The sequence below is a fragment of the Clostridium beijerinckii genome, assembly GCF_036699995.1.
GTDB lineage: Bacteria > Bacillota > Clostridia > Clostridiales > Clostridiaceae > Clostridium > Clostridium helianthi.
Map to the genome: position 1 here is coordinate 3,369,962 of NZ_CP144906.1, position 23,364 is coordinate 3,393,325.

A 23,364-nucleotide genomic window follows, 5' to 3' on the forward strand; every position below is an offset into this window, starting at 1 on the left:
AATAAAAAAATAAATAAAGCCATATTGGTTTTATGCAATACGGCTATCTAGTAACAATATTGTGTTTATGTAATAGTAATCCGCACTTCAATAATTATATCATTACACTTCATGAAGACATTTATTAGTAGGACTTTCTATCCAGATTCCCTCATAATTGTATCTTGAACCATGACAAGGACAGTCCCAAGTCAAATCATCAGCATTCCATTTAAGTTCGCAGCCTAAATGAGCACACTTTGTTGACACTGTATATACTTTGCCTTCATTATCCTTATAGACACCAGCCTTTTGACCTTTATATTCTATAATGCCTCCATGACCATTTTCAATACTATTTAAGGTCTCCTCTGGAATATTTATCCTCTCTGCAATAAAATTTTTTGCGGTTATAACAAGATCCTTTGCAGCATTTTTCATAGATGCTGACATGTCAAATCTTCTTGGTGAGAATATTTCAGAGAAGTCATTTTCTTTTTCAAGAATCATATCACTTATTATCATTGCTGCAACCATTGAAGTTGTCATTCCCCATTTTTTAAATCCTGTTTCAACATAAATATTAGGAGTTTTAGATGAGTAATGACCTATGTAAGGTATATTGTCTAATGTTATACAATCTTGAGTTGACCAATGATATTTCTCTGTTGCATTTGGATAAAATTCTTTTGCAACCTTTCTTAATTCTTCGTATGCCCCACCTTCTTCATTTTCACCGGTTCTTCGAGCCGCACCATCAAGTATTAATAGATTCTTATAATTTCTAAATGAATATGTATTTTGATCAATACCTTTATACATTCCATTAACATCTTGCGCATTTTCTAAAGCTATAGCATATGCTCTTTCTTGATGCATTCTCATAAAATAGTAGCCTGGAGTATTCAAAAATGGGTAATGCGATGCTACCACTATTTTATTTGCTTTAATTTTCATATCATTCTTTGTAACTACAGTATTATCTTCAGTAATATCAAGAGCTACTGTATTTTCATAAATAGTTAATTGTTCTGAAATTGGTCTTAAGAATTTTAGTGGATGAAACTGTGCTTGATTCTTAAATTTCAATGCCTTTTTAACGTCTATCGGAATATTTACCTCATCTACAAGTTCTGCATCAATCCCTAATCTTTTCGCTGCATTATATTCATCTTCAAGATCTTTAATGTTATCGGAAGTATACAAGTATGCATCTTTATGCTCAAAATCACAATCAATTTTTTCTGCATCAATTATTTCCTTGTATCTCCTTATAGCAAACTCATTAGCTCTTGCATATTGACTGGCGCCATCTTCACCAAATTCTTTAATTAATTTATCGTAAATTAATTCATGCTGAGATGTTATTTTAGCAGTTGTATTTTTAGTAACTCCTCCTGCTATACTTCTAGCATCAATTACAACAACATCTCTCCCGCTTTTATTCAGCATATATGCTGTGAGCAGTCCTGCCATTCCAGCACCTATTACAAGAATGTCACATTGAATGTCTTGATTTAAAGTTTCTCTTTTTCTAAAATTAACCTCGGAACTCCATACACTTTCCATGTAAATCACCTCATGCTTAGTATTCCATTTTTTTAGATACTATACACGAATTTCTATTAGTTCCTACAAATAATCTAAAAACCTCAGAATTGCGAAAAAGGAAGCATCAAACCTTCTGAATCGGCCTTTTCATAATTTATATCAACAAGTTGAAACATGTTAACATATTTCACTCTAATATAATAAAAGGCTTCTAACATAACAATAAGTATCATGCTAAAAGTCTTACCGCAAATAATTTGTTATTCTAACTCCCCAGCCCTTTTGAATATTTTTAGTAATCGCAAATAATGATTAGCCTCACGCAAAATATGGTCACCTAATAATGGTACTATTATGGATTTAATTTTACACTCTAATAATCCTACTGTACCTTGCTCTTTAAATTTACCTATTGCTAAAGTCGCTTTATAACTATCATCTGTAACTTTAGAAAGTGGAACTGATTGGTTCATAGCTTCCCTTGCTTCCATTGTTAACTTATCAAATTCACGTCCAAAGTTATTTGACATATTTATTAATTCATCTTCTGTTGGATCAATAAGTCCGCGAAGGAATTTTGCGTGTTCAGCCATAATTCTATTCCAGAAATATTCCTGCTCATAAGCTTCTCTCTCTAAATCAATATTTTCACGCTCTTGAAGCCTTTTAACTAATGTAAAATATAATTTTGCTTCCCTCATAATGTGATCAATAAGCAAAGGATAATTTACTGTGAATACTTTACAAGATAATACATCTGATAGTAGTCTGGATTTATATCTTATTAAACCTGCAGTCAATTCCAATGCTCTATTATTAATAGCTGCTACTTTTCTTTCAAGTTCTTCGTGACTATGCCTACTGAAAGAATCACCCATTAATTCTTCCTCTAATTTAGTAAGATTAGTGGCAATTTTTACTCCTGTATAATATGCTGATGCCTTTTCAGCATCAAGAGTATACGGTGTTATAGCTTCGCCAGCTTCTAATAAGTCTCTGCTTACAACACCATCAGAAATTGAAATAACATCAAATAAAAGATTGTCAAAAGCCAACCTAAAAGCATCTGCCTCATCTATATAGTTTTTATCCTTTGGAGTGAAACCTGCCTCTAAAAAGAAAGAATGTTCCTTCATAGTTCTTGTAAAATATAGATGCAACTCCAAAGATTGTCGTATATAATTACCAGTTGATAACACTTTAATTTCTCCCGTACAATAATTCAATATCAACTATATTATATTAGTTTCCCTCATTAACTGTTACTTTTTATAACACTTTTTGATTTAAAACCGTTTGTACATAATGAATTTATCTATAACCAATTAGAAGATGGTTTTAATAAAATATGCATAAAAATATATTGAAGAGTGGTCTTTATAAAATAAATAGAGCTATGATAACTATCCATAACTCTATTAAAAACTTCTCTTAATTATGTTTTACATTAATTGTTGCTTAATTTAATATTAAGCTCTTTTCTTAATTTCTTCTTCGCTTTCCTCATCTACCAAATCATCTTTCTTATTTAATACTATATCACATGATTGACCGAAGTATGCAAGCTTTACCCCAAAAAGATAAATCAGTAATCCCATAAGAGCTAAGTATAAAACAATATATATCGGTCCTAAAAACGCTGCTGGAACTGAATTATACAAAGTTAATGTTCCAAAGAACATGAAGATTGCGCCAGCTACCCATTTTATATATATATCTGGTACATGCTTACACATCCATGCCCCACCTAAAATCCCTATACCATCTGCAATAAGCATTCCTACTGTGGTTCCCATTAAGATAAAAAGTGGCTGTTTATTTTCTGCCGCTATAGTTATTGTCATAAGCTGAGTCTTATCTCCCATTTCTGCTAAGAAAAATGCAATGGCTACTGTAACAATAGGACCAAATTTTACTTTCTTGTTTTCTTCATCATCTAATTTATCTCCACGTATCGTCCAAATACCAAAGGCTAGAAAAGATACTGCTGCTATAATTTTTACTAAATCCATAGGAATTACAGAGCTTAAGTAACTTCCAACTGCAACTGCTAATGCATGATTTAAAATAGTTGCAATTAGTACTCCAAGTAATACTTGTTTAGCTTTGTATTTACTTACCATTGCCATTGCCAGAAGCTGCGTCTTATCGCCCATTTCTGCAACTACCACTAATAATAATGCCTTAATAAATGATGCCATTTTAATACCTCCAAATTATATTATTTATTAAACCGAACTCTCCCCATTTGTGTACTTTTTCATCAATTCAAACTTGTTTTAGTTTAGTTTTTAAATTCCTAGCTAAACTTGTCCAAAAGTATATTCCCAGCCATAAAGATCAAATATACTAATTATTAAAGAACAAAATCGCAGGCGACTGTGGAGCCGGAGATTTTTTCACGCATCTGCCTTTTCGAACGCATGTGAGAAAAATCTGCACATCAGAAATGGCAGCTCTGCTGCATATAAGAACATTTTATGCAGGCGAATAAGATTTCTTTTTTATTCTTTTTAAAATACAAAAACTAGTCAATAAACCTTTTTTTTAATTATCCACAGATTTTATTGTAATATAAATTCCTAAAGAATAAAAAAATAAAGACCTTCAGCACAATAACGTATCCTGATATAAGAATTTTAATGAGCTAGATCAAAACTCTTATATCAAAACACAAATATTGCGCTAAAAGTCTCACTTAACTAAGATTAGTTACGATAAAGCCAGACCTAAGGTCAGTATGTTGACTTCATCACCTTTTTTAAGGCAGCTACTCCCTCTTAACTTTAAATCAAATTTTCATTAAACTAATTTTATAGCAAGTTCCATTGACTGTCAATAAATCCATAAATTTATCTATTTCTACACTGCTAGGATTTAAGGCTATAATCTTCCACCTATAAAATAATCTTGTTATCTAATACTACTAATTTCCTGTTGTACTTGTCCATATTATTTAAAGAAAGGGCAGAACTCTCTTCAATATTACAGTGTTCTTTCAAATGCTATTCTTTTATTTCCATCTTCTAAATAGATTACTCCACAGTATTGGAATTTGTTTTTCTTAAGCAACCTTTGCATAGATATATTCTCTTCATGTGTATCTATTTTTATGCTATGTACCCCTTTACTTAAACAAAGCTCTTCCACATTTTTAATAATTTTAGATGATAAGCCTAATCCTTTATAAGTATTATCTACAGCTATTCTATGAATAACTGCATATTGGCTATTAGTAATCCATTCACCTTCATAAATAGAATCATATGTTTTTTCTCCATCAAAAGAAACTGCTGCTGTAGCAACAATATTATTGTCTTTTAATAAAATATAGCTATGTTTATTAGCAATATCATTTCTTATTGTTTCAGGATTAGGATAATTATTCTGCCATTGATCAATTCCTTGTTCTTTAAAGTAAGCTTGTGCTTGCTTAATAATGTTCATTATATCATTTATATCTGTTTCAAGTGCTTTTCTAAATTCCATTTCTATTCTCCTCATACAACAAAATTCATTTGTATTCAATAAACACAAAAATACATACTAAAATTAAGTTTTTTCTCTTCATCAAAATCCTTAAAGCTCACCTAAATTTAAAATCTTTAAACTTTCAATTATCATTAGTGTATCCCAATTCACTTGAAAGCTCAATTATATTTTCATATAAACTTGCTAAAGTATTCACTATTCTTTTGTAATACTCACCATCATGAAATCGTACGATAAAAAATAAGCGTAAATACTACCCAAAATCATTTAGTAATATTTGCATTTAGATAATACAAAATCATATTAAATTATTGCTCATTTAGCACCTATTTAATTTATTTGTTTGACTTTATTTTGAATTTTAAAATATTATCTCAACTTAAAATATTTGTGTAAATTAAAAAAACTATAGAATAATTCTTTGAATTCCGCCTTCTTACTACCTAGGTTTAAATCCGTAATTTTTGTAAAGTTACAACCTTTATAGTATAGTGCTTTTACTATTTGATGAAGAGGTGAATTTTCCAAGTAATTACTTATTGGATATCTATTAACACCACTTTTAAGGGTTATATATTCAAAATCAATATATGGATGATAAAACAAACTAGCGAGTGTAGTTTCATCTAAATTGTTTATTCTATCAATCATTTTATTGATACCATATTTTCCCTCTACATAGCCTAACGGTGTAGGTATATACAAAGTTCTATAATTTCTAGGGCTTTTAACTATTCTCTCTCCCCATATACCTACAAATGGTTCATAAATAATATTAAAATATTCTTCAAATATGCTTTGTTGAAATGCAGTAGCCGCATAATGAGGTGTCTCAAAAAACTTAACAGGTAAGTCTAATCTCTTTGCAGTATTAATAGCCGCTTCAACTCTTCTTATACTCTTTTCATCATTATTTCTTCCTTCATTAAACTCGGTACCAATTGCGCCTACTTCATCACAATACTGGTGAGTATAGCCGTGTAGACTAATTATTCCATTTCTATTTAATAAATACTCCATTGTAAATAGAAAGTTAGCATTAGGCATACTATAATCTTTTGATATATCATTATCAATTCCATTTTGAGGATCAAAGAACCTTGGTATCCATGCTATATGGAATGGTATACCAGCTAAAAACATGTAATCTGCAACTACTCTAAGCTTTTCTAGGTTATCAGAATCTAAATATTCACCGCCTGCTGTTATATCTTCAAATCGAATTAAAGCAGCTCTTCGACAAACAGCTCTGCAACTCTTATAATTGCTTTTATCTCAGTAAAGTGAAATAGTACTCCTTCTATAATCCCACTTAGATCTTATGCTTAATATTCTGCACATATCAAATAACGATATGTACAATACATTATCAATTATAGTAAATTTATAATCATCAATGCAATAATCTATACATATAGTTGACTTCTCTTTAAACATTACATTTATTTTACTTCCTTTAATATTAATTTTGCCTCCTATTTTTTTAATAAACCCCAACATAGGTATAAAATAGCAATTAATATTTTTATATAGGACTATTAAAATTTATTGACTTACCTTCAAAATTTATCTTCAAATCATCTTCAACTAAAAACATTTTTTTATCATAAAATATTTTTTTCACTTATTACAATATTACTCCATAAATATAAAGTGTGTTTACAAACTTATAATGCCACTTATACAATCTTTTAAAGATAATATAAAGAGAATATTTTTTTTCTACCTTCACATAATAAATTTGACATAAGATTAATGAAAGGGGTTCTTAAATTGAAGAAGTTTATTTCAATATTTTCTATTTTGTTATTTCTGTCATTTAGTATTACTACTACTACAGTAGCTGATATAAATCAACCACGAACTTTTAAAGAAGGATTTTATGGCATACGAGATTTAGGTCTTATGGAAAATGTTTCTTACAGCGTTCAGAATTTATCTGAATATAAGGGCTTTATGGTTGTATTTGATTCTGAACAGAAAATACAGCAAGCTATTTCCTTAGATCCACGCTCTCAAAAGTTTCCACTTAAACCCATTAGAAATAGTGATAGAATTGTAATATTGGGTCAAGGAGCGTTAACTTTTTCTTAAAAAAATCCGTTTCTCAATTATCATTTGTAATTAAGAGTATATTTTCTTTAAATACTGTACATAATTAAAATGCAATTTCATATAACAAAAAAGAGATAGCTTTATTATTATCTACCTAGTTTAAATGCTATCTCTATTTCTATTTATTTTTTAGTTCAAATTACTATATCCTATACAATTACTTCTTATATGTATTATTAGAAATGAAAACCCTCCAATTTCCTAATATCTCCGTCTATAATTCTAAAGCATTCATATTATTTTTCAATATAATTATATAAAGATTAATGCCTACACCCCTAAAACATTACATATAGTTCTATTTCTCAATTTATATTTTATATGAATTTATGAGATTCAAGTATTGAATTTTCAATATTTCTAGCTATTGGCAATTTAATAAAAAACGTAGTTCCTATACCTAATTCTGTTTCAAACCATATTTGCCCCTTATGAATATTAGTAATAGTATGATATGCCATAAATAATCCTAACCCAGTACCACCACTTCTTCTAAAAGAAAATGGTTCAAATAAAGTTTCACTTAAATCTTCTGGTATTCCTCCTGCTGTATCTTTGATTTTAATTATCATGAAATCCTCATCTTTTTCTGTTAAAATCTTAATTTCTCCACCTTCATCCATTGCTTGTACTGCGTTATTTATAATATTTTCAATTGCTCTCTTTAGAAGCTTTTCAGACATATTTATGTGTTCATCTAAATTACTTTTAAGTGATAATTTAATTTTTTTATGTTCACAAATAGGATCAAAGTAGCCTATAATATTTTCTATTATATGCATAACTTTCTGAGGTATAAGTTTTTCTGGTTTAAATATACTCAAAAGTTCAATAATCATATCATTCATCTCATCAGCTTGTGTTATTATTCTGCTTAAATAGTTATCAATCCTATCTTTATCAGAAGTTATCATTCCTAATTGTCCTAAACCTCTAATTACTGACAATGGGTTTTTAAGATCATGAACAGCTGTTGCAATTAATTCACTTGTCGCTTGTAAATTTATATACTGTGCTGGGGACTTATCGTTACTATTATTTATGTACATAACTGTTGATTCAATTGAATTTACACAGGCTATTAGTATATGAAGTCTTTCTGGTCTTGCATATTTAACTGGTACACTTATATCCATTGCACCAATAATTTTATTATCATACTTTATAGGAACACCAATACATGCACATCCACCATAAGCAATACCATAATGTTCTACTCCATAAACAAGAACTGGTTCTCCTATTGCCAATGCTGTACCTGCACCATTATTTCCTATATTCTCTTCTGACCAACTTGCTCCAATGCATAGCCCTGCCTTTCTACCTCCCAGCTCTTCCGGAGTACCTCTATAATCAATAATCCACCCATCTTTATCTGATAAAGCTACAATATGAGGTATTCCAGTCAGGCTCATGGATAAAGAATCCATATATAATTTTGAAACCTCAATAAGTTGTGAGTTTTCTTTTATCCTTTTATTTAAATCTTTATCTGATAAAAACTTAAATTTTATTTTTTCAGGCTTTATTCCTAATTCACTGCATCGTTTCCATGATTCTAATGTAATCTTTCTTGCAGTAGGATTACTATTTACAATTGATATAAAACTCTCCCACTCCTCTAAGCTATCATTTGTTTCTCGTAGACATTCCATTCCTACACCACCCTAATATTTGTTTTTGAATTTTAAATAACTATATTATAGTATTCGATATTTGGTCTAATATTCCTCTTTTTCCACCTTTATACCAAATATTATAATTTTTAATTGTATATAATTTATCTAAAAAATAACTGAATATGTCTTTTCATTGATATTAAAGTAAATATGCATCTAAATTATTAACTACATTTTTTAATTAAGAGTAACTTGAAATATTATGGGAATATATATTTAATAGAGATAAAATCCTATTGACATTGATTTATTAAAATGTTAATCTAGTTTTATTCAATTAAATTATACTATATATTATTTTAATCAATTTTAATACGGAGGTTTATTATGGGTTTAATAGGTCTAACTAAAGGTACAGATTTAGAAGAAAAAATTAATGAAATGTGGAAGGCAGAAGCAATAGGTGCTGCAACTTATCAAGCTTTTGCAATAGTTGCTCAAGAAAAGGGTCTATCTGAATTAGCAGATGAACTAAAAAAGATTTCTGCTGATGAAGCTCGTCATGGTGGATTATATGCAGCGCTAAATGGTCATACAAATGAAAATTTACGTGATGCTTTGAGTTCAATGTCTATTGGTGAAATCTCTGCAGGAGAAAAAATAAAAGAATTATCTAAAATTCTTGATAAATTAGGTCTTATAGAAGCAGCTCAAGCTGTACATACTGCTGGCGAAGATGAGTGTAGACATGGTGAAATTTTAAAAGAGCTAGTTAAAAAATATTTATAGTGGATGAAATAATATAAATTAGACTTTTCGTTCATGACTATCTAACATTCTTAAAAAATATTTCAAAAATCTTATTTTCATTATTAATATCTATGATTATAGTCTTATATAGTTTTCGCACTGAAAATTTAAAATTTTAATTTAATTCTTATTGTTTTTATTAAGTCACTTTAATCCTTCTAAAGTCTAACTACAAGCATAGTTATAAATTTTCTTCCATATGTACAGGTTCGAATAAATTTTATAAATAAAGAAAGCCTATGAGTATATAGTTAAATTAAAACATATGGAGGATTAAAATGAATGTATTAAAAAAGCTTAAGTTATTTATTATAATTGTTTTATTATTATCAAATATAATTCCAAATAATACATATGCTTTACAAAACGGCAACAATCAACCTCAGCTTAAGGTAGCTGTATTTATAAATAATTTCGAAGACTTATTTCTTTATGAAGTAAAGAAAAATTTAGAAGATATCCAAACTGAAAATGCAGGTAAAGTTCAATTTACTTTTTTTGATGCAAAAGAAAATCAAAGTATTCAAAATGAGAGTATTGAAAATGCACTTAATCAAGACTTTAACCTTTTTGTAATACGTCCTGTTAGTAAAAACCTAAGCGATATCGAAGGTACTTTTAATAAAATACAACAAAAGAATATTCCATTAATTATCCTATACGAAAAAACTCCATCGATAGTAAACTTACTTAGACCTTACCGCAACAGATCTATTATCATTAATACAGATCTTGCTCAATCTGGTACTCTTGAAGGTAAAATTCTAGCCAATGCTTGGAATTCAACTAAAGGGGTTTTAGATAAAAATAAAGATAATATAATGCAATATGTTCTTATAAAAGGTCCATCTGATAGCAATATAACAGCTATAAGAAACAAATATTCAATTCAGGCAATAAATGAATCTGGAATAAAGACTCAGGAAATTTCATCGGTTACGTGTGATTTTCTAGAAGAATGCGCAAGAACTTCTGTGGAATCACTATTTTTAAATTATAGTAATAAAATTGAAGCAATAATTGCTAATAGTGATTCCATGGCAATAGGTGCTGTTAAAGGACTTCAAAAATATGGATACAATAAAGGTGATCCCTCTAAGTATATTCCAGTTGTTGGAGTTGATGCCTTGCCAGAGGCACAAGAACTAATTGCAAAAGGATTTATGACAGGTACTGTTAAGCAAGATCCACGCGAACATGCAAATGCAATTTATTCTATAGGAATGAATTTAGTTTCTGGTGCTCCTCCTCTCAGCGGTACTAATTATAAATTTGATGAAACTGGAGTCGCAATTGAGCTGCCTTATTCTGAATATGTTAAATAATAATAACTTCCTTAATTACAAACATATAAATCTTTATCATTTATCTATATACTGGAATATTATAAAATAATATTTTTATAAGTCCCTAATCTTTAGGGGCTTATTTTTCGATTACTTTTACCAATTCATAATATTCTATCCCACCAATTAAAAATAACTTTTAGTAATGTCTTTGATTCTAATAAGTTATCCTTTTGTTCCTTTGAATTCAATTAATGATTCCTCCTAACTGTTGTTACATTAAATTCTACACTTATAACTAATTACCTCATCTAATATAAACGACTCACTATTTCATTTCAATAAGAAAATATTAAACTAATTTCTCAAAGTAAATGATATTTGAGTAACTTTTCCACATTCAGTAAATCCAACATTCTTGTATGCTTTATTAGAAGCTGGATTTCTTAAATCTGTGTAAAGAACAGGAGTTTTATGTTCACTAAGAATAATTTTGCATAATTCAGATACAATCTTTGCTCCAAATCCCTTACCTCTCATATTTGGTATGGTATATACCCCATTAATTCTAACATTTCGCTGTGAACGATGAGCGATATTTGCCATAGAAATTATTTTGCTATCACATTCCCAAATATATAAGTTCTTACTTTCAATATACATTTTTGCAGTTTCTAACTGCTCTTCTGATGTAGTTTCTTTCCCAAAGCAATCATAAACAAATCCAGATAAAAATTCTGAAATAATATTAATATCATTTATCGTAGCTTGTCTAAGCTGTCCATTAATCTGTTTTGCTTCAATTACAGATGAACACTGAAACGACTCCATTTGCAAAGAAACAGAATAATTTTTATGCTTAACTTTAGAATAATGTTCAGCTAACAAGATTGCTATATCTGGTTTAGCTACAAACGTCAGTATATCCACATCTTTATATAATTCTGCGAAATCATCTTTTAATTCCTTAATATCATCATTTGTGATATTATTTTCTGTCCATATCCAAGCTGGATGTTTAAGCGCTGACTGTCCAATTATTATACTTCTATTCTTATTTGTAAACAAATATGGAGATTCACTTTCTCTTACTAAATGTAGTAAATTAAACCGAACTTCGTCATCAGTAAATGGTTTAGAATCCAATATACTATCATTTCCTTGAAATCTAATTAACACTAATATCCCCCCCATAAAATTCTTATAAATTACTGCCTAATTTTAATTATTGATAATATATATATTACGTATAATATTTTTTTAGTTTGATACTATCTGCTAATTAGCAAATCAATATAGACACCGATAAAATTTTACTAGTACACGCTGGCTTGTAACTCATTAATAAACTTATCTAAAAAGATATTGACTTTATTTTTGTCGGATTGAGTTCCGTATAGATTAACGCTAAGTGTTGCCACATTGTTAAATGTTGATATAGCTAACTGAAAGTATGGATCATATTTGATTGATCCTGTCATATAAGCTTCAATAATATTAGTCTCACCAAATGTAAGCTGTTTTTCATCAATTATACCTATATTAGTAAAAGCAATTGGTGGATTCACAAATTTTTTCTCAACTATTCCTCTTGCAATTTTGTAAGGAAAAATATCAAAAACTTTTTCTAGCATAGCTATACTTTTAATACAAGCTATATTAGATTTCTGTTTATTCATTTCTTTTTTTACTTTATAAAGTGTTTCTTCAAAAGTTTTACCAGTCTCATTACCTATATTACAGATAAGGTTTGTACATAAATTACAGAAGCATTCTCCTCTGTGATTTGGAAGATATTTTCTTAAATCTACAGTACACGGTATAGTCACACATCTTCCAAACAATTCAAACAAAACTCGTATATAGGCAGTAAGCATAATATCATTTATTGTAGCATCGTGCTCTTTAGCATAAACTTTAAGCATACTAAATTTTTCTTTATTAATAGTGCGAATTTCAATAAATGGATTGCTGAGATCTCCCTCTAACTCAAATTTCACATCATCATATGTAAATATATCAACTTTACTAAACATTATTTTTGCTTTCTCCGTAATTGATACATTCTTAAGTATTTGTTTAATTTTACGATTTTTTCTTGGTATAACTTGATAGTCTTGATTATTTTCTATATTTGAATAAATATTACTAAGCATATATAGATATTCTTTAAATCCTGCGGCATCACACAACATATGACTCATTAATATACATAATGTATCTTTTTCTTCCACTCTAATTAATTTTATATTTAATTGCGGGCCATTAAATGCATCTATTTGTTGATAAAGATACTGTTTGACACATTCTTCGTTTCCATTTCGTATTTCTACAAATTCAATTATGTCACTTGCAGTATATCCTGCTTCTTCCCAATAAGGCTGTCTTTTGGATTCATTATATCTACATCTAATCAAAGGAAAAAAATTAATAGACATATCAATAGTCTTGCTCAATTTATCTAAATCAAGTTTTCCAGAAAATTCTGCTATAAAATGGAGAGTATGATCATTAATCCTTTTAACTTTAAAAAGGTATTGCAAAATATCCCATGCTTCTGCTTTATAATTTTTATAATAACTATTTAGCATTTTACACCTCTATCATAAAATATGCTCCAGTATTATTTTACCATTTATATATAATTATAACATGCTTGCTCATTTATATATCATCTAATTTTTACTGTATTTTTATTTTATAATATTAGAATAAATTTTATATTTATACCAAACCTAATGAAGAGTATTATGATTTAAAACAGTTACATGAGTTGGAGGATTATTTAATGAAGACATTTCTAAAAACAATAGTATTTATTCAAATTGTGTTAATTATACTCATACTAATAAATATAGCTCATGTTAATACATTTGCTAGCTCAAGTATAGATGTTAGCAATGGCAAAGTAGCTAATGTTGCAGTATTACTATATAGTTTTGATGATCCCTATATGTTAGAAATTAAAAAGAGTTTAGAGGACATTGAAAATCAATATAAAGATAAAATTCACTTTACTTTTTATGATGGAAAAAATAATATGGCTATACAAAATGAAACAATAGATTCTCTTCGTAAGAGTAATATTGATTTATTTATATTAAAGCTAGTTGATACAAAAGAAGAAAACATAAAAAATATCATGCTTAATCTAAAAAATGTTCCAATTATTTTTATGGAAGTTACTCCAGAAGTTGTATCAAAAGTTTCCAAACTTTATAGCAAAGCTGTTTTTCTGTATTCAACTTCAAGCCATGAAGGTGTTTTGCAAGGTAAAATTCTTGTAGATAAATGGAATACTGATAAGAAATTTTTAGACAAGAACAATGATAATATTTTGCAATACATTTTGCTAAAAGGTGAAGCTAGTAACCCATACGCTATTGAAAGAACAAATGATGCTATTTCAACAATTAATGGAGCCGGAATACAAACAGAACAGCTTGCTCTAGTAAATGCCAATTGGTTTAGAGAATTAGCTAAAACTTCAGTTGATAATCTATTTCTCAAATATGATGGTGGAATTGAAGCAATAATTGCTAATAATGATGCAATGGCTTTAGGCTCTATTGAGGCACTACAAAAATATGGATATAACAAAGGTGATAAAAACAAGAATATAGCCGTTGTTGGAATTGATGGTCTAGAAGAAGCCAAAAATTTAATAGACAAAGGATTAATGACTGGTACCCTTATTCAAGATACAAAACTGGTATCTGAGGCATTTTATAATATTGGAATGAATTTAATTAAAAATGAAAGTCCTATAGCAAATACACCTTACAAACTAGATAATGGAGTAATTACGATTCCAGAATCTTATAAGCCATATACAGGTCCAGTTAGTAATTCCTAAGCAGTCTAAAGAATTTAAAAATAGTGAGTATACTTTATAAGTAAACTCACTATTTTCTTAACTTAAATACTTAAAGACGTTGCCTAAACAGCATTCTACAAACTACTATATATAAAACTTAACATTAGATTTAAAATTCATTTTTTCCTATCTTTTTTGCTTATAGCAACCAAAGCACATACAATAGCAGCACCTACTGCAATTAAAATAGAATTACTCATTAAAATTCTCCTTCAAACTCCTATTTATAATTGACTATAACATATTTAAAAATATATCACGATTTACTCATCGAAAGCAATGTTTTCATTAATCGTTGATTAAATTATAAATCGAATGCCATTATTTCTCTTTCACAAATATTATATAAATCTTAAGATAACATTCTTTAATGTATTCATATCAAATGGTTTAGAAATATAGTCATCCATTCCAACCTCAATACATCTTTCTCTATCTCCATTCATAGAATAAGCTGTCATAGCTATTATATTAGCATGTTCTTTTGTCTTTATTTCTTTTTCTCTAATTATTCTAGTGGTATCATATCCATTTAATTCTGGCATTTGAATATCCATGAGTATTAAATCAAATGTCTTTTCTTTTAGCTTTTCTAACGCCTGCTTCCCATCATATACATACTCATATTCATATCCCAATCTATTTAGCATTTCACAAGTTATCTTAATATTTATTTCGTTATCCTCAACTAATAATATCCTTTTATTTTTGCTTGAGACTATCTCATCATCTTCTGCATTTAAATTATCATTATTCATATCTTCTGCATAATTCAATAAAAATTCTGCTGTAAAATAAAAGGTGCTTCCTTTATTTTCAATACTTTCAAACCATATGTCCCCATTCATTAGCTTTGCAATATCTTTTGAAATAGCAAGCCCTAGCCCCGTTCCATCATATTTTTTAGTGTAAGTCATATCTTGTTGGACAAATTTTTTAAAGATATCATTTTTAAATTCTTCTTTAATCCCAATACCTGTATCTTTCACCGAAAATTCTAATGTTATCTTATTATTTGTATTATTTAATTTCCTTACCTTAAACATTATTTGACCCATTTCAGTGAATTTAATAGCATTATTAATAATATTTATAAGCACTTGATTTAATCTAATTTCATCTCCTATTAAATCAAAGTTTATATATGGATCAATATAGTAAAATACTTCTAAGTTTTTTTTACTACATGCTATAGATAATTCTTTAGTAATCCGATCTAGAGTTTTTTTCAGATTAAACGGCTTTAATGTAAGTTCAAATTTCCCTGACTCTATTTTAGAAATATCTAAGATAGTATTTAATATTCCTAGTAACAATCTTGATGAATTACTGAGCATTTCTAGATATTCTTTTTGATTATTGTTAAGTTCAGTTACCTTCAATAAGTCTATAATTCCTATTATTCCATTCATAGGAGTTCTTATCTCATGGCTAATATTTGCAAGAAATTCACTTTTAGCTTTGTTTGCTTTATCCGCTTCTTCCTTTGCTTTTTCTAGTTCCTGATAATTACTTCTTAGCTCTTCTTCTATTGCTATAAGTTCTTCATATAGAGCTGATATCTCTTCATATTTATCTCTTAACTCTTTTTCCACTTTTTTATTTTCTGTTATATCTCTAGTGATATTAGATGCTCCAATTAAATTTCCTTCAAAATCGTAAATAGGTGAAACTGTTATTGAAACATCAATTAACTGACCATTTTTCTTTCTTCTCTTAGATTCGAATCCTCTAATTTTTTCTTTATTTTTTATCTTGTTAATTATTTCATAGAAATCATTAATTTTCTCATCAGGAATTATGATAGATATATGCTTTCCAATCACTTCTTCTTTTTTGTATCCATAAATCTTTTCAGCACCTATATTCCAACTTGTTATAATTCCATCTAAAGTTTTTCCTATAATTGCATCCTCAGTATTTTCAACTAAAGAAGCAAGTCCCCTAATTTCCGCTTCATTTTTAATTCGGTTTGATATATCTCTTATTATGCTTAAAACAAATCTTTCATTATTAATTTCTATTCCTATTGACTTAACTTCTACAGGAAAACTAGTTCCATCGCTTTTAAAGTGAATAGTTTCAAACTCAATATCACCTGATTTAGCTTTTTCAAACTGCATGATTGCAAGTTCAATTCTTTCTCTATTTCTTAATTCAAATATATTCTTTGAAAGTAGTTCTTCTTCAGTATATCCATAAGTATACACTGCCTTCCTATTAACTTCCAATATATTACCTTGGCTTGAAAATAAAATTATTATGTCGTTAGCATTACGTATAGCAGCTTCATATATTTGTAAATAATTATATTTCCTTTTATTAATATTTTCATTGGTTTCACTACTCATCTATCACCCCTCCTTAAATTTCGTAAATTAAAATAACAAACGAATAAGATAGCATAAAATATAATTGTCATCCGTATAGCATAAGCAGGCTTAATAGTTCATTTAATCATTTTTTAACATTTTCTCAAGTTCCTCTTCACAAACTGGTTTACTGAAATAATATCCCTGAATTATATTACATCCTAAATTCATTAATTCATTAAGTTGCTCTTTAACTTCAACGCCTTCTGCTATAACCTTATACTTTAAACTTTTCGATAAGCTCAAAATACACTCTATTACTGCTCTGTTCTTATCGTTCTCAATATTATCGATAAAAGATTTATCTATTTTCAAAGTATTTATAGGTAAGATTGTTAAATAACTTAAAGATGAATATCCAGTTCCAAAGTCATCAATTGAAATATTTATACCTTTTTTTATTAGTTCATGTAAATCAGCAATTTTCTCATCGTCTAATTCAATTAAAGTACTTTCAGTTATTTCTATTTCAATTAAACTTAGAGGAATTTTGTTTTCTTCACAAGTTTTTATTATTTTGTCTTTAAAATCTCTTTCTTTTATTTGAACAGGTGAAACATTTATACAGATATTATTAAATTCATATTCCCTCTCTTTAAGCTCTCTAATTTTACGGCATGCTTTCTCAAATACCCAATCTCCTATGTCTACAATTATTCCAATCCTTTCAGCTATTGGTATAAATTCAGCTGGAGATACAAACCCGAGCTTTTTACTATTCCATCTCAATAACGCTTCAAATGCAACTATCTTGTTATCCAACGCATCAATTTGTGGTTGGTATACAATGGAAAATTCATTTTTCTTAATTGCATCTTTTAATTCATTTTCAATTATTATTCTTCTTGTATATAACCTACTTAAAGCTTGTTCGAAAAAGGTATATGTGTTTTTTCCATCTGTCTTAGACTTATACATTGCTAGATCTGCAAATTTTAATAGATCATTCATATTATTACTATCTCTTGGGAATATTGCTATTCCCATGCTTGTTGTAATATACAGCTGGTTTTCATTAAGTTCGAATGGATTCTTGCAATATTTTAAAATTGTATTGCACATCTCTTTAACTTTTTCTATAGAATTAATTCTTTCTATAATTACAATAAATTCATCTCCACCAACTCTGTACAACTTTCCATAGTCCTTTATACACACATGCAATAATTGTGAGAATACTTTTAACATAAGATCTCCATAGTCGTGTCCTAGGGTATCATTAATCGATTTAAAATTATCTAGGTCTATGAAAACTATAGCGCCCTCCTGACTGAGTTGAATATTTTTATCTAAGACATTCTTTATATCCATTAAAAACATATCCCTATTAGGAAGCTTTGTAAGAGAATCATGATATAAATTGTCTGAAATTCCTTTTTCTCTTTCCTTTTCTTCAGTTATATCACTCACTAACCCAAACATGCGAGCTACACCTTCATTTTTCTCTTTTATGCCATTTCCCTTAAACAATACCCACTTCAATTTATTATCTTTAGTAATAATTCTAAACTCACTTATATAGGAAGTTACTTTATCTGCTACAAAAAAGTTTAAATCAGTCAATGCACTTTCTCTATCCTTGTTTATAGCTACCTTTTCAATACAATCAATTAAACTGTTAAAATTTTTCGAGCTATAGCCCGTAATTTTTTTCCATGCATCAGAAATAAAGAAACTATCTTCCTTAATATTCCACTCCCAAACTGCTATATTAGCTTCATCTATTGCTTGTTTATATTTTTTTAATATTTCTTCATAATCCAAATCACTTTTTTCTATCTCCATAACAGATTTCTTTGCTCTCCTTAAAAATAAGTTCATTTGATTATCTTTCATGATTATAACCTTCTTTATGGTTGTTCAATTCTTTCATATACTCTACTATCAGATCATCTAAATGCTGGCTTATAGTTAATCCATTGTCTATATCTACGTCTCCATCAAGTGTACAGCAAACTTCATTCAAAATTTCTCTTACAGAATTTATATTTTGATTTAACTCTGATAATTTGATTGTTTTTTCTTTAATATTCGTTGAATCAAATTCATAAGTACTTTCTTGATTTACAATTGTCCTATTTCTTCCACTAGCTTTAGCTTTATAGAGATTCTTATCTACTTTTGATAATAAATCATAAATATTTACATCTTCATCAGAAGCTTCATACACGCCAAAACTTGCTGTTATTCTTATCTCAATACCATCATAATTAAAAGATGTATTTTCTAATAATTTTCTTATCTTCTCAGCAACTTTATACGCATTTTTAGCCTCAGTATAATTTAATATTATAATAAACTCTTCTCCACCAAATCTACCTACCCAGTCTGACTTACCTCGGACCGATTTTAATATTAGCTCTGAAAAATCAATGAGTATTTTATCACCTATAATGTGCCCATATTGATCATTTACTTTTTTAAAGAAATCTATATCTGCCATAATTATCGATAAAGGCATTTTGCTAATTTTCATGTAGTTAATATCTACAGGGAGTCTCTCATTTATATACCTTCTATTATATAATCCTGTCAATTCATCTTTAATCACCTTTTCATTCATTGAGATAATCAATTCTTCCACAAAGTCAGAATCCTCAGTCATCTTATGAAATACGCTTCCGATATTGGTAATATCCTTTAATATTTCCACGATATATATCTTGCCATTTAATTCTACTGGTGTTGCTGTGATTAAGACAATTTTTTCTTTATCATATTCTATTTTTACAAATGTATCATTGTTATTATATGCTCGCATAGAAATACAGTTTTCGCAAAATGTATGTTTCTTCCATAACAAATAGCATGTACCATTCAACCCTTGTAGCTCATTGTCCTTAACAAGAGCCGCTTTTTTATTTACTGGATCAACTATTCTTATAACATCATATAATTTTTTAAAAATAGATAGTCTTTCTTTTACTTGGTCTATTACTTCCATAAGATTCCCTCCCTTTTAAATTTAAAATTCTCTCAATTCCCCAAAACTTGCTTATTAAATTCATATGTACTTCTTAAAACCTCTTTTAAAACTTTTATTTGTATTACATTAATTCAAAAAATATATCCCATAGCCTTGAAATGACTTTATCGTTTATTCTTATATTTGATGTTATCATTTCATAAAGTAAATAATCTTCTAGCTTTTTACATTTAATCAAATAACTATTTATATTTTTAGTTATAAATTTATCATTATATTGAGGATTACCCATGATATCTAGAATTATTTTATTTTCTTCAGCTATATAGAATTTATATCTTTCCCGTATTACACTTGCTATCTCTTCTGGCGGAAACATGTGACATCTAAGAATAAACTTTCTTTTAGATATATCTGATATATAGTACTCTATCTTCTTTTTTAATAGAGTATACAGCTTTTCCTTAAGAGGAATATTCTTGTCCATTGTTTCAATACTCTGCATATAATCAATATAATCTTTATAAATATAATCATAAATATAGAAAAACAGATCCTGCTTCGACTTATAGTAAAAATATATAGTTGATGCTTTAACTCCAACTTCTTTACAAATATCTCTAATATTAGTGGCCTCATATCCATTCTCCAGAAAAAGTCTAAAAGAAGTATAAAATATTTTATCTCTTGTTGAATTTTCCAAAATACTTACCTCCATTTACAAATTTACTGAAAGTTTTTTAATAACTTTGTTATTATTCTCATAAATTACAAAATTATATATATAACGTTCGTTACATAAATCATATCAATGTATTTTTCTCCATTCAATTTATTTTGTATTCTATTTTTGCTCATAATTCGACTCATTTTGAATGAAAACTATTTCTTTAGTAATGTAATCATATTACTATTCAAATACATATATCTAACAATTATATTTTCTTTATAGAACTCAATCTTCCTGATTGAACTTTTTCATAATTTATTTACAGACTTGGCTTCAATATAAATTTACGAATAATAAAAAAAGCAGCACCAATTATTAGTGCTGCTTTATAAACCTCTATGTTCTTAAGTTGAATTCTATAATATTTAACAAGTTTTCAATTTCAAATGGTTTAGATATGTAATCATCCATTTTTGCTTTTATGCATTTTTCTTTGTCTTCCCGCATAGCATATGCGGTTATTGCAATTATTGGTATATGTTTTCCTTCTAATTCCTCAACTCTTATAGCCTGTGTTGTTTCAAAACCATTTAATTCTGGCATCTGTATATCCATTAATATTAAATCAACTTTATTATTTTTTAATATATTTATAGCCTCATTCCCGTTATACGCTGAAATATATTTGTAACCGTTACTTTTAATTATATTTTCCATTACTTCTTGACTTATTAAGTTATCTTCAACATATAAAATAACTTTATCTTGGCGATCATTATATTGATTAAGCTTATCACTTTCAATGTTTTTTCTTTCCATAACTTGCTTTTTATCATTTGTTTTTTTAAATTCACATGTAAAAATAAATGTTGAGCCCTTACCCAAAGAACTTTCAAAACTTATTTCTCCATTCATCAAATTAGCAAACTGTTTTGAAATTGATAAGCCCAATCCCGTTCCTATGTACTTTTTCATTGATGATATATTTCCTTGAGTAAAATTATTAAATATTTTATCTTTAAACTCGTCATCTATACCAATTCCTGAGTCTTTGATCGTAAATTGAATTCTTTCACTATTACTATCTTCTGAAATCATACTTACTCTAAATGATATGTATCCTTCATCTGTAAACTTTACTGCATTGCTAATTAGATTGGATAATATCTCTTTTAACCTCAGCTCATCACCAATAACTTCAAAATCTATGTTAGGGTCTAAATAATAACTTACTTCTAATCCCTTAGAATTTCCAGTGACTAAGAGGCTATTATAAATACTATTTATAGTCTCTTTTAAATTAAACGGTTCCCTATTAATTCTAAATGTACCTGACTCTATTTTTGACATATCTAATAAGTTATTGATAAGCCTAAGCATAGTATTTGCTGAATCATTTAATATTCTAATATATTTTTTTTGCTTTTCATTAATATCTTCTAACTTTAGTAATTGTATAGCTGCTGTAATTCCATTCATTGGAGTTCTTATTTCATGGCTTATATTAGCCAAAAAAATTGATTTTGCTTTATTGGCTTCTTCTGCTTTCTGTTTTAACAATTCTAATTGTTCACACTTTTCTCGCAGATCCCTTTCTATTAGTTTCCTGTCTGTAATATCTTTATACATTGCTACTACTCCAGAAAAGAGATTATTATCATCATAAATCGGAGATGCGCTCATTAAAACATTAACCAAGTTTCCATCTTTGTCCAATCTGACAGTTTCATAATCTTTAATTACCTTTCCTTTGGTAATCATATCTATTAATTTTTGTGATTCATTTAATTTATCTTTTGGAATTAGCCGTCTCATATCATTTCCTACTATGTCCGTTTCCTTAAATCCAAACTTTGTCTCAGCGCCTTTACTCCAACGAGATATATTCATTTCTTTGTCAAAAATCACAAATGGATCATCAAGTATATCTAAAGATATTGAAAATATCTTTGAATCTTTAAATAACCTTTCCATATCCGAAATATCTCTTATAATACTGACTGCCACATCTCTTGATTTCTTATTACTACAAACGGATCTTACTTCAACCGGAAATCTTGTCCCATCTTTTTTGTGATGATAACTTTTAAACTTTATTCCCCTATCTAAAGCTTTATTTAATTGATCTTGGGTGAATTCCCTGCTATCCTCATTCCTAAGAGCAAAGATATTTAAATTTACAAGTTCATCAAAAGAATACCCGTACGTTTCAATAGCCTTTTTATTTCCATAAAGTATTTCCCCGCTTCTGCTTACTACAAGAATACTATCTAATGCATTATCTATAAAATCTTTTCCTTCCATAAACAACTTTTCATTTGATAATATGCCTTTACTTTTTATGAATGTACAAAATATATACTTTTCAGCAAATTTACTGAAACTAACTTCATAAACAGTATCTCTAATGACTAATGTATAAATATTATTATCAATTCCTTTTAAATAACTAAATAAAGACTCTCTTAAATACATTTTAATTTCATCAACAGAGTTATGGGTTAAGTCTTCGCAGTCAAATTCCTTTGTGAAACTTTCATTTATAAATTTAACACTGAAATCATAAATAACTTGATTTGAATCAGTTAATGGTTCGTATATAGATATTATGTTATTAATATTATTTAAATATGATATTCCCTCTAATACTGAGCTAACCATAATTTA

At 28.2% G+C, this 23,364-nt stretch carries 17 protein-coding genes and 1 riboswitch; of the genes, 4 read left to right on the plus strand and 13 right to left on the minus strand.

Annotation, left to right across the window (positions count from 1 at the left end; translation table 11 throughout):
* Positions 1-102: 102 nt before the first annotated feature.
* From PZA12_RS15550 to PZA12_RS15570, 5 genes are all read right to left on the minus strand, one after another.
* Positions 103-1,548 carry an FAD-dependent oxidoreductase gene (locus PZA12_RS15550; RefSeq protein WP_103698614.1) on the minus strand — a complete coding sequence of 482 codons (1,446 nt, stop codon included), beginning with the start codon at positions 1,546-1,548 and terminating at the stop codon, positions 103-105.
* A gap of 242 nt (positions 1,549-1,790) precedes the next feature.
* Positions 1,791-2,729, minus strand: coding sequence for a DUF2935 domain-containing protein (locus PZA12_RS15555; protein WP_103698613.1), 939 nt, complete (start codon positions 2,727-2,729; stop codon positions 1,791-1,793).
* Positions 2,730-2,999: 270 nt separating this feature from the next.
* Positions 3,000-3,731: a TMEM165/GDT1 family protein gene (locus PZA12_RS15560; protein ID WP_103698612.1), complete on the minus strand. Its 732-nt coding sequence runs from the start codon at positions 3,729-3,731 to the stop codon at positions 3,000-3,002.
* 472 nt (positions 3,732-4,203) lie between these two features.
* Positions 4,204-4,321, minus strand: a riboswitch (yybP-ykoY riboswitch).
* 194 nt (positions 4,322-4,515) lie between these two features.
* The gene (locus PZA12_RS15565) at positions 4,516-5,019 is read right to left on the minus strand and encodes a GNAT family N-acetyltransferase (protein WP_103698611.1); all 504 of its coding nucleotides are present in this window, start codon (positions 5,017-5,019) and stop codon (positions 4,516-4,518) included.
* Positions 5,020-5,391: 372 nt separating this feature from the next.
* On the minus strand, positions 5,392-6,246 hold the full coding sequence (locus PZA12_RS15570) for a DUF2334 domain-containing protein (RefSeq protein WP_338481394.1): 855 nt from the start codon (positions 6,244-6,246) through the stop codon (positions 5,392-5,394).
* A 549-nt stretch (positions 6,247-6,795) separates the two neighbouring features.
* Here PZA12_RS15570 and PZA12_RS15575 point away from each other — a divergent pair.
* Positions 6,796-7,116, plus strand: a complete 321-nt coding sequence (locus PZA12_RS15575) for a hypothetical protein (protein ID WP_103698610.1) — start codon at positions 6,796-6,798, stop codon at positions 7,114-7,116.
* Between the two features lie 338 nt (positions 7,117-7,454).
* On the opposite strand, the gene PZA12_RS15580 is transcribed toward PZA12_RS15575, so the two are convergent.
* Entirely contained in the window at positions 7,455-8,792 is a 1,338-nt protein-coding gene (locus tag PZA12_RS15580) for an ATP-binding protein (RefSeq protein ID WP_103698609.1), read from the minus strand.
* A 351-nt stretch (positions 8,793-9,143) separates the two neighbouring features.
* Here PZA12_RS15580 and PZA12_RS15585 point away from each other — a divergent pair, with 351 nt between their 5' ends.
* Positions 9,144-9,545: a ferritin-like domain-containing protein gene (locus PZA12_RS15585; protein WP_103698608.1), complete on the plus strand. Its 402-nt coding sequence runs from the start codon at positions 9,144-9,146 to the stop codon at positions 9,543-9,545.
* Positions 9,546-9,844: 299 nt separating this feature from the next.
* A complete protein-coding gene (locus PZA12_RS15590) occupies positions 9,845-10,891 on the plus strand; it encodes a galactose ABC transporter substrate-binding protein (RefSeq protein ID WP_103698607.1) in 1,047 nt (348 codons plus the stop codon).
* 318 nt (positions 10,892-11,209) lie between these two features.
* On the opposite strand, the gene PZA12_RS15595 is transcribed toward PZA12_RS15590, so the two are convergent.
* Both PZA12_RS15595 and PZA12_RS15600 read right to left on the minus strand, forming a co-directional pair.
* The gene (locus tag PZA12_RS15595; protein WP_103698606.1) at positions 11,210-12,031 is read right to left on the minus strand and encodes a GNAT family N-acetyltransferase; all 822 of its coding nucleotides are present in this window, start codon (positions 12,029-12,031) and stop codon (positions 11,210-11,212) included.
* Positions 12,032-12,168: 137 nt separating this feature from the next.
* Complete coding sequence (locus PZA12_RS15600; RefSeq protein WP_103698605.1) at positions 12,169-13,443, minus strand: hypothetical protein; 1,275 nt, start codon at positions 13,441-13,443, stop codon at positions 12,169-12,171.
* Positions 13,444-13,640: 197 nt separating this feature from the next.
* On the opposite strand from PZA12_RS15600, the gene PZA12_RS15605 reads away from it, so the two are divergent.
* Positions 13,641-14,708 carry a galactose ABC transporter substrate-binding protein gene (locus PZA12_RS15605; RefSeq protein ID WP_103698604.1) on the plus strand — a complete coding sequence of 356 codons (1,068 nt, stop codon included), beginning with the start codon at positions 13,641-13,643 and terminating at the stop codon, positions 14,706-14,708.
* Between the two features lie 362 nt (positions 14,709-15,070).
* Here the strand turns inward: PZA12_RS15605 and PZA12_RS15610 are convergent, their stop codons facing one another.
* The 5 genes from PZA12_RS15610 to PZA12_RS15630 all read right to left on the minus strand — a co-directional run bounded on the left by PZA12_RS15610 (position 15,071) and on the right by PZA12_RS15630 (position 23,358).
* On the minus strand, positions 15,071-17,080 hold the full coding sequence (locus PZA12_RS15610) for a PAS domain S-box protein (protein WP_103698603.1): 2,010 nt from the start codon (positions 17,078-17,080) through the stop codon (positions 15,071-15,073).
* Positions 17,081-17,182: 102 nt separating this feature from the next.
* The gene (locus PZA12_RS15615; protein ID WP_103698602.1) at positions 17,183-18,937 is read right to left on the minus strand and encodes a sensor domain-containing protein; all 1,755 of its coding nucleotides are present in this window, start codon (positions 18,935-18,937) and stop codon (positions 17,183-17,185) included.
* The gene (locus tag PZA12_RS15620; protein WP_103698601.1) at positions 18,927-20,045 is read right to left on the minus strand and encodes a GGDEF domain-containing protein; all 1,119 of its coding nucleotides are present in this window, start codon (positions 20,043-20,045) and stop codon (positions 18,927-18,929) included. The genes PZA12_RS15615 and PZA12_RS15620 overlap by 11 nt, the downstream gene beginning before the upstream one ends.
* A gap of 103 nt (positions 20,046-20,148) precedes the next feature.
* The gene (locus tag PZA12_RS15625; RefSeq protein ID WP_103698600.1) at positions 20,149-20,730 is read right to left on the minus strand and encodes a TetR/AcrR family transcriptional regulator; all 582 of its coding nucleotides are present in this window, start codon (positions 20,728-20,730) and stop codon (positions 20,149-20,151) included.
* Between the two features lie 363 nt (positions 20,731-21,093).
* On the minus strand, positions 21,094-23,358 hold the full coding sequence (locus PZA12_RS15630) for a PAS domain-containing hybrid sensor histidine kinase/response regulator (RefSeq protein ID WP_103698599.1): 2,265 nt from the start codon (positions 23,356-23,358) through the stop codon (positions 21,094-21,096).
* Positions 23,359-23,364: the final 6 nt, after the last annotated feature.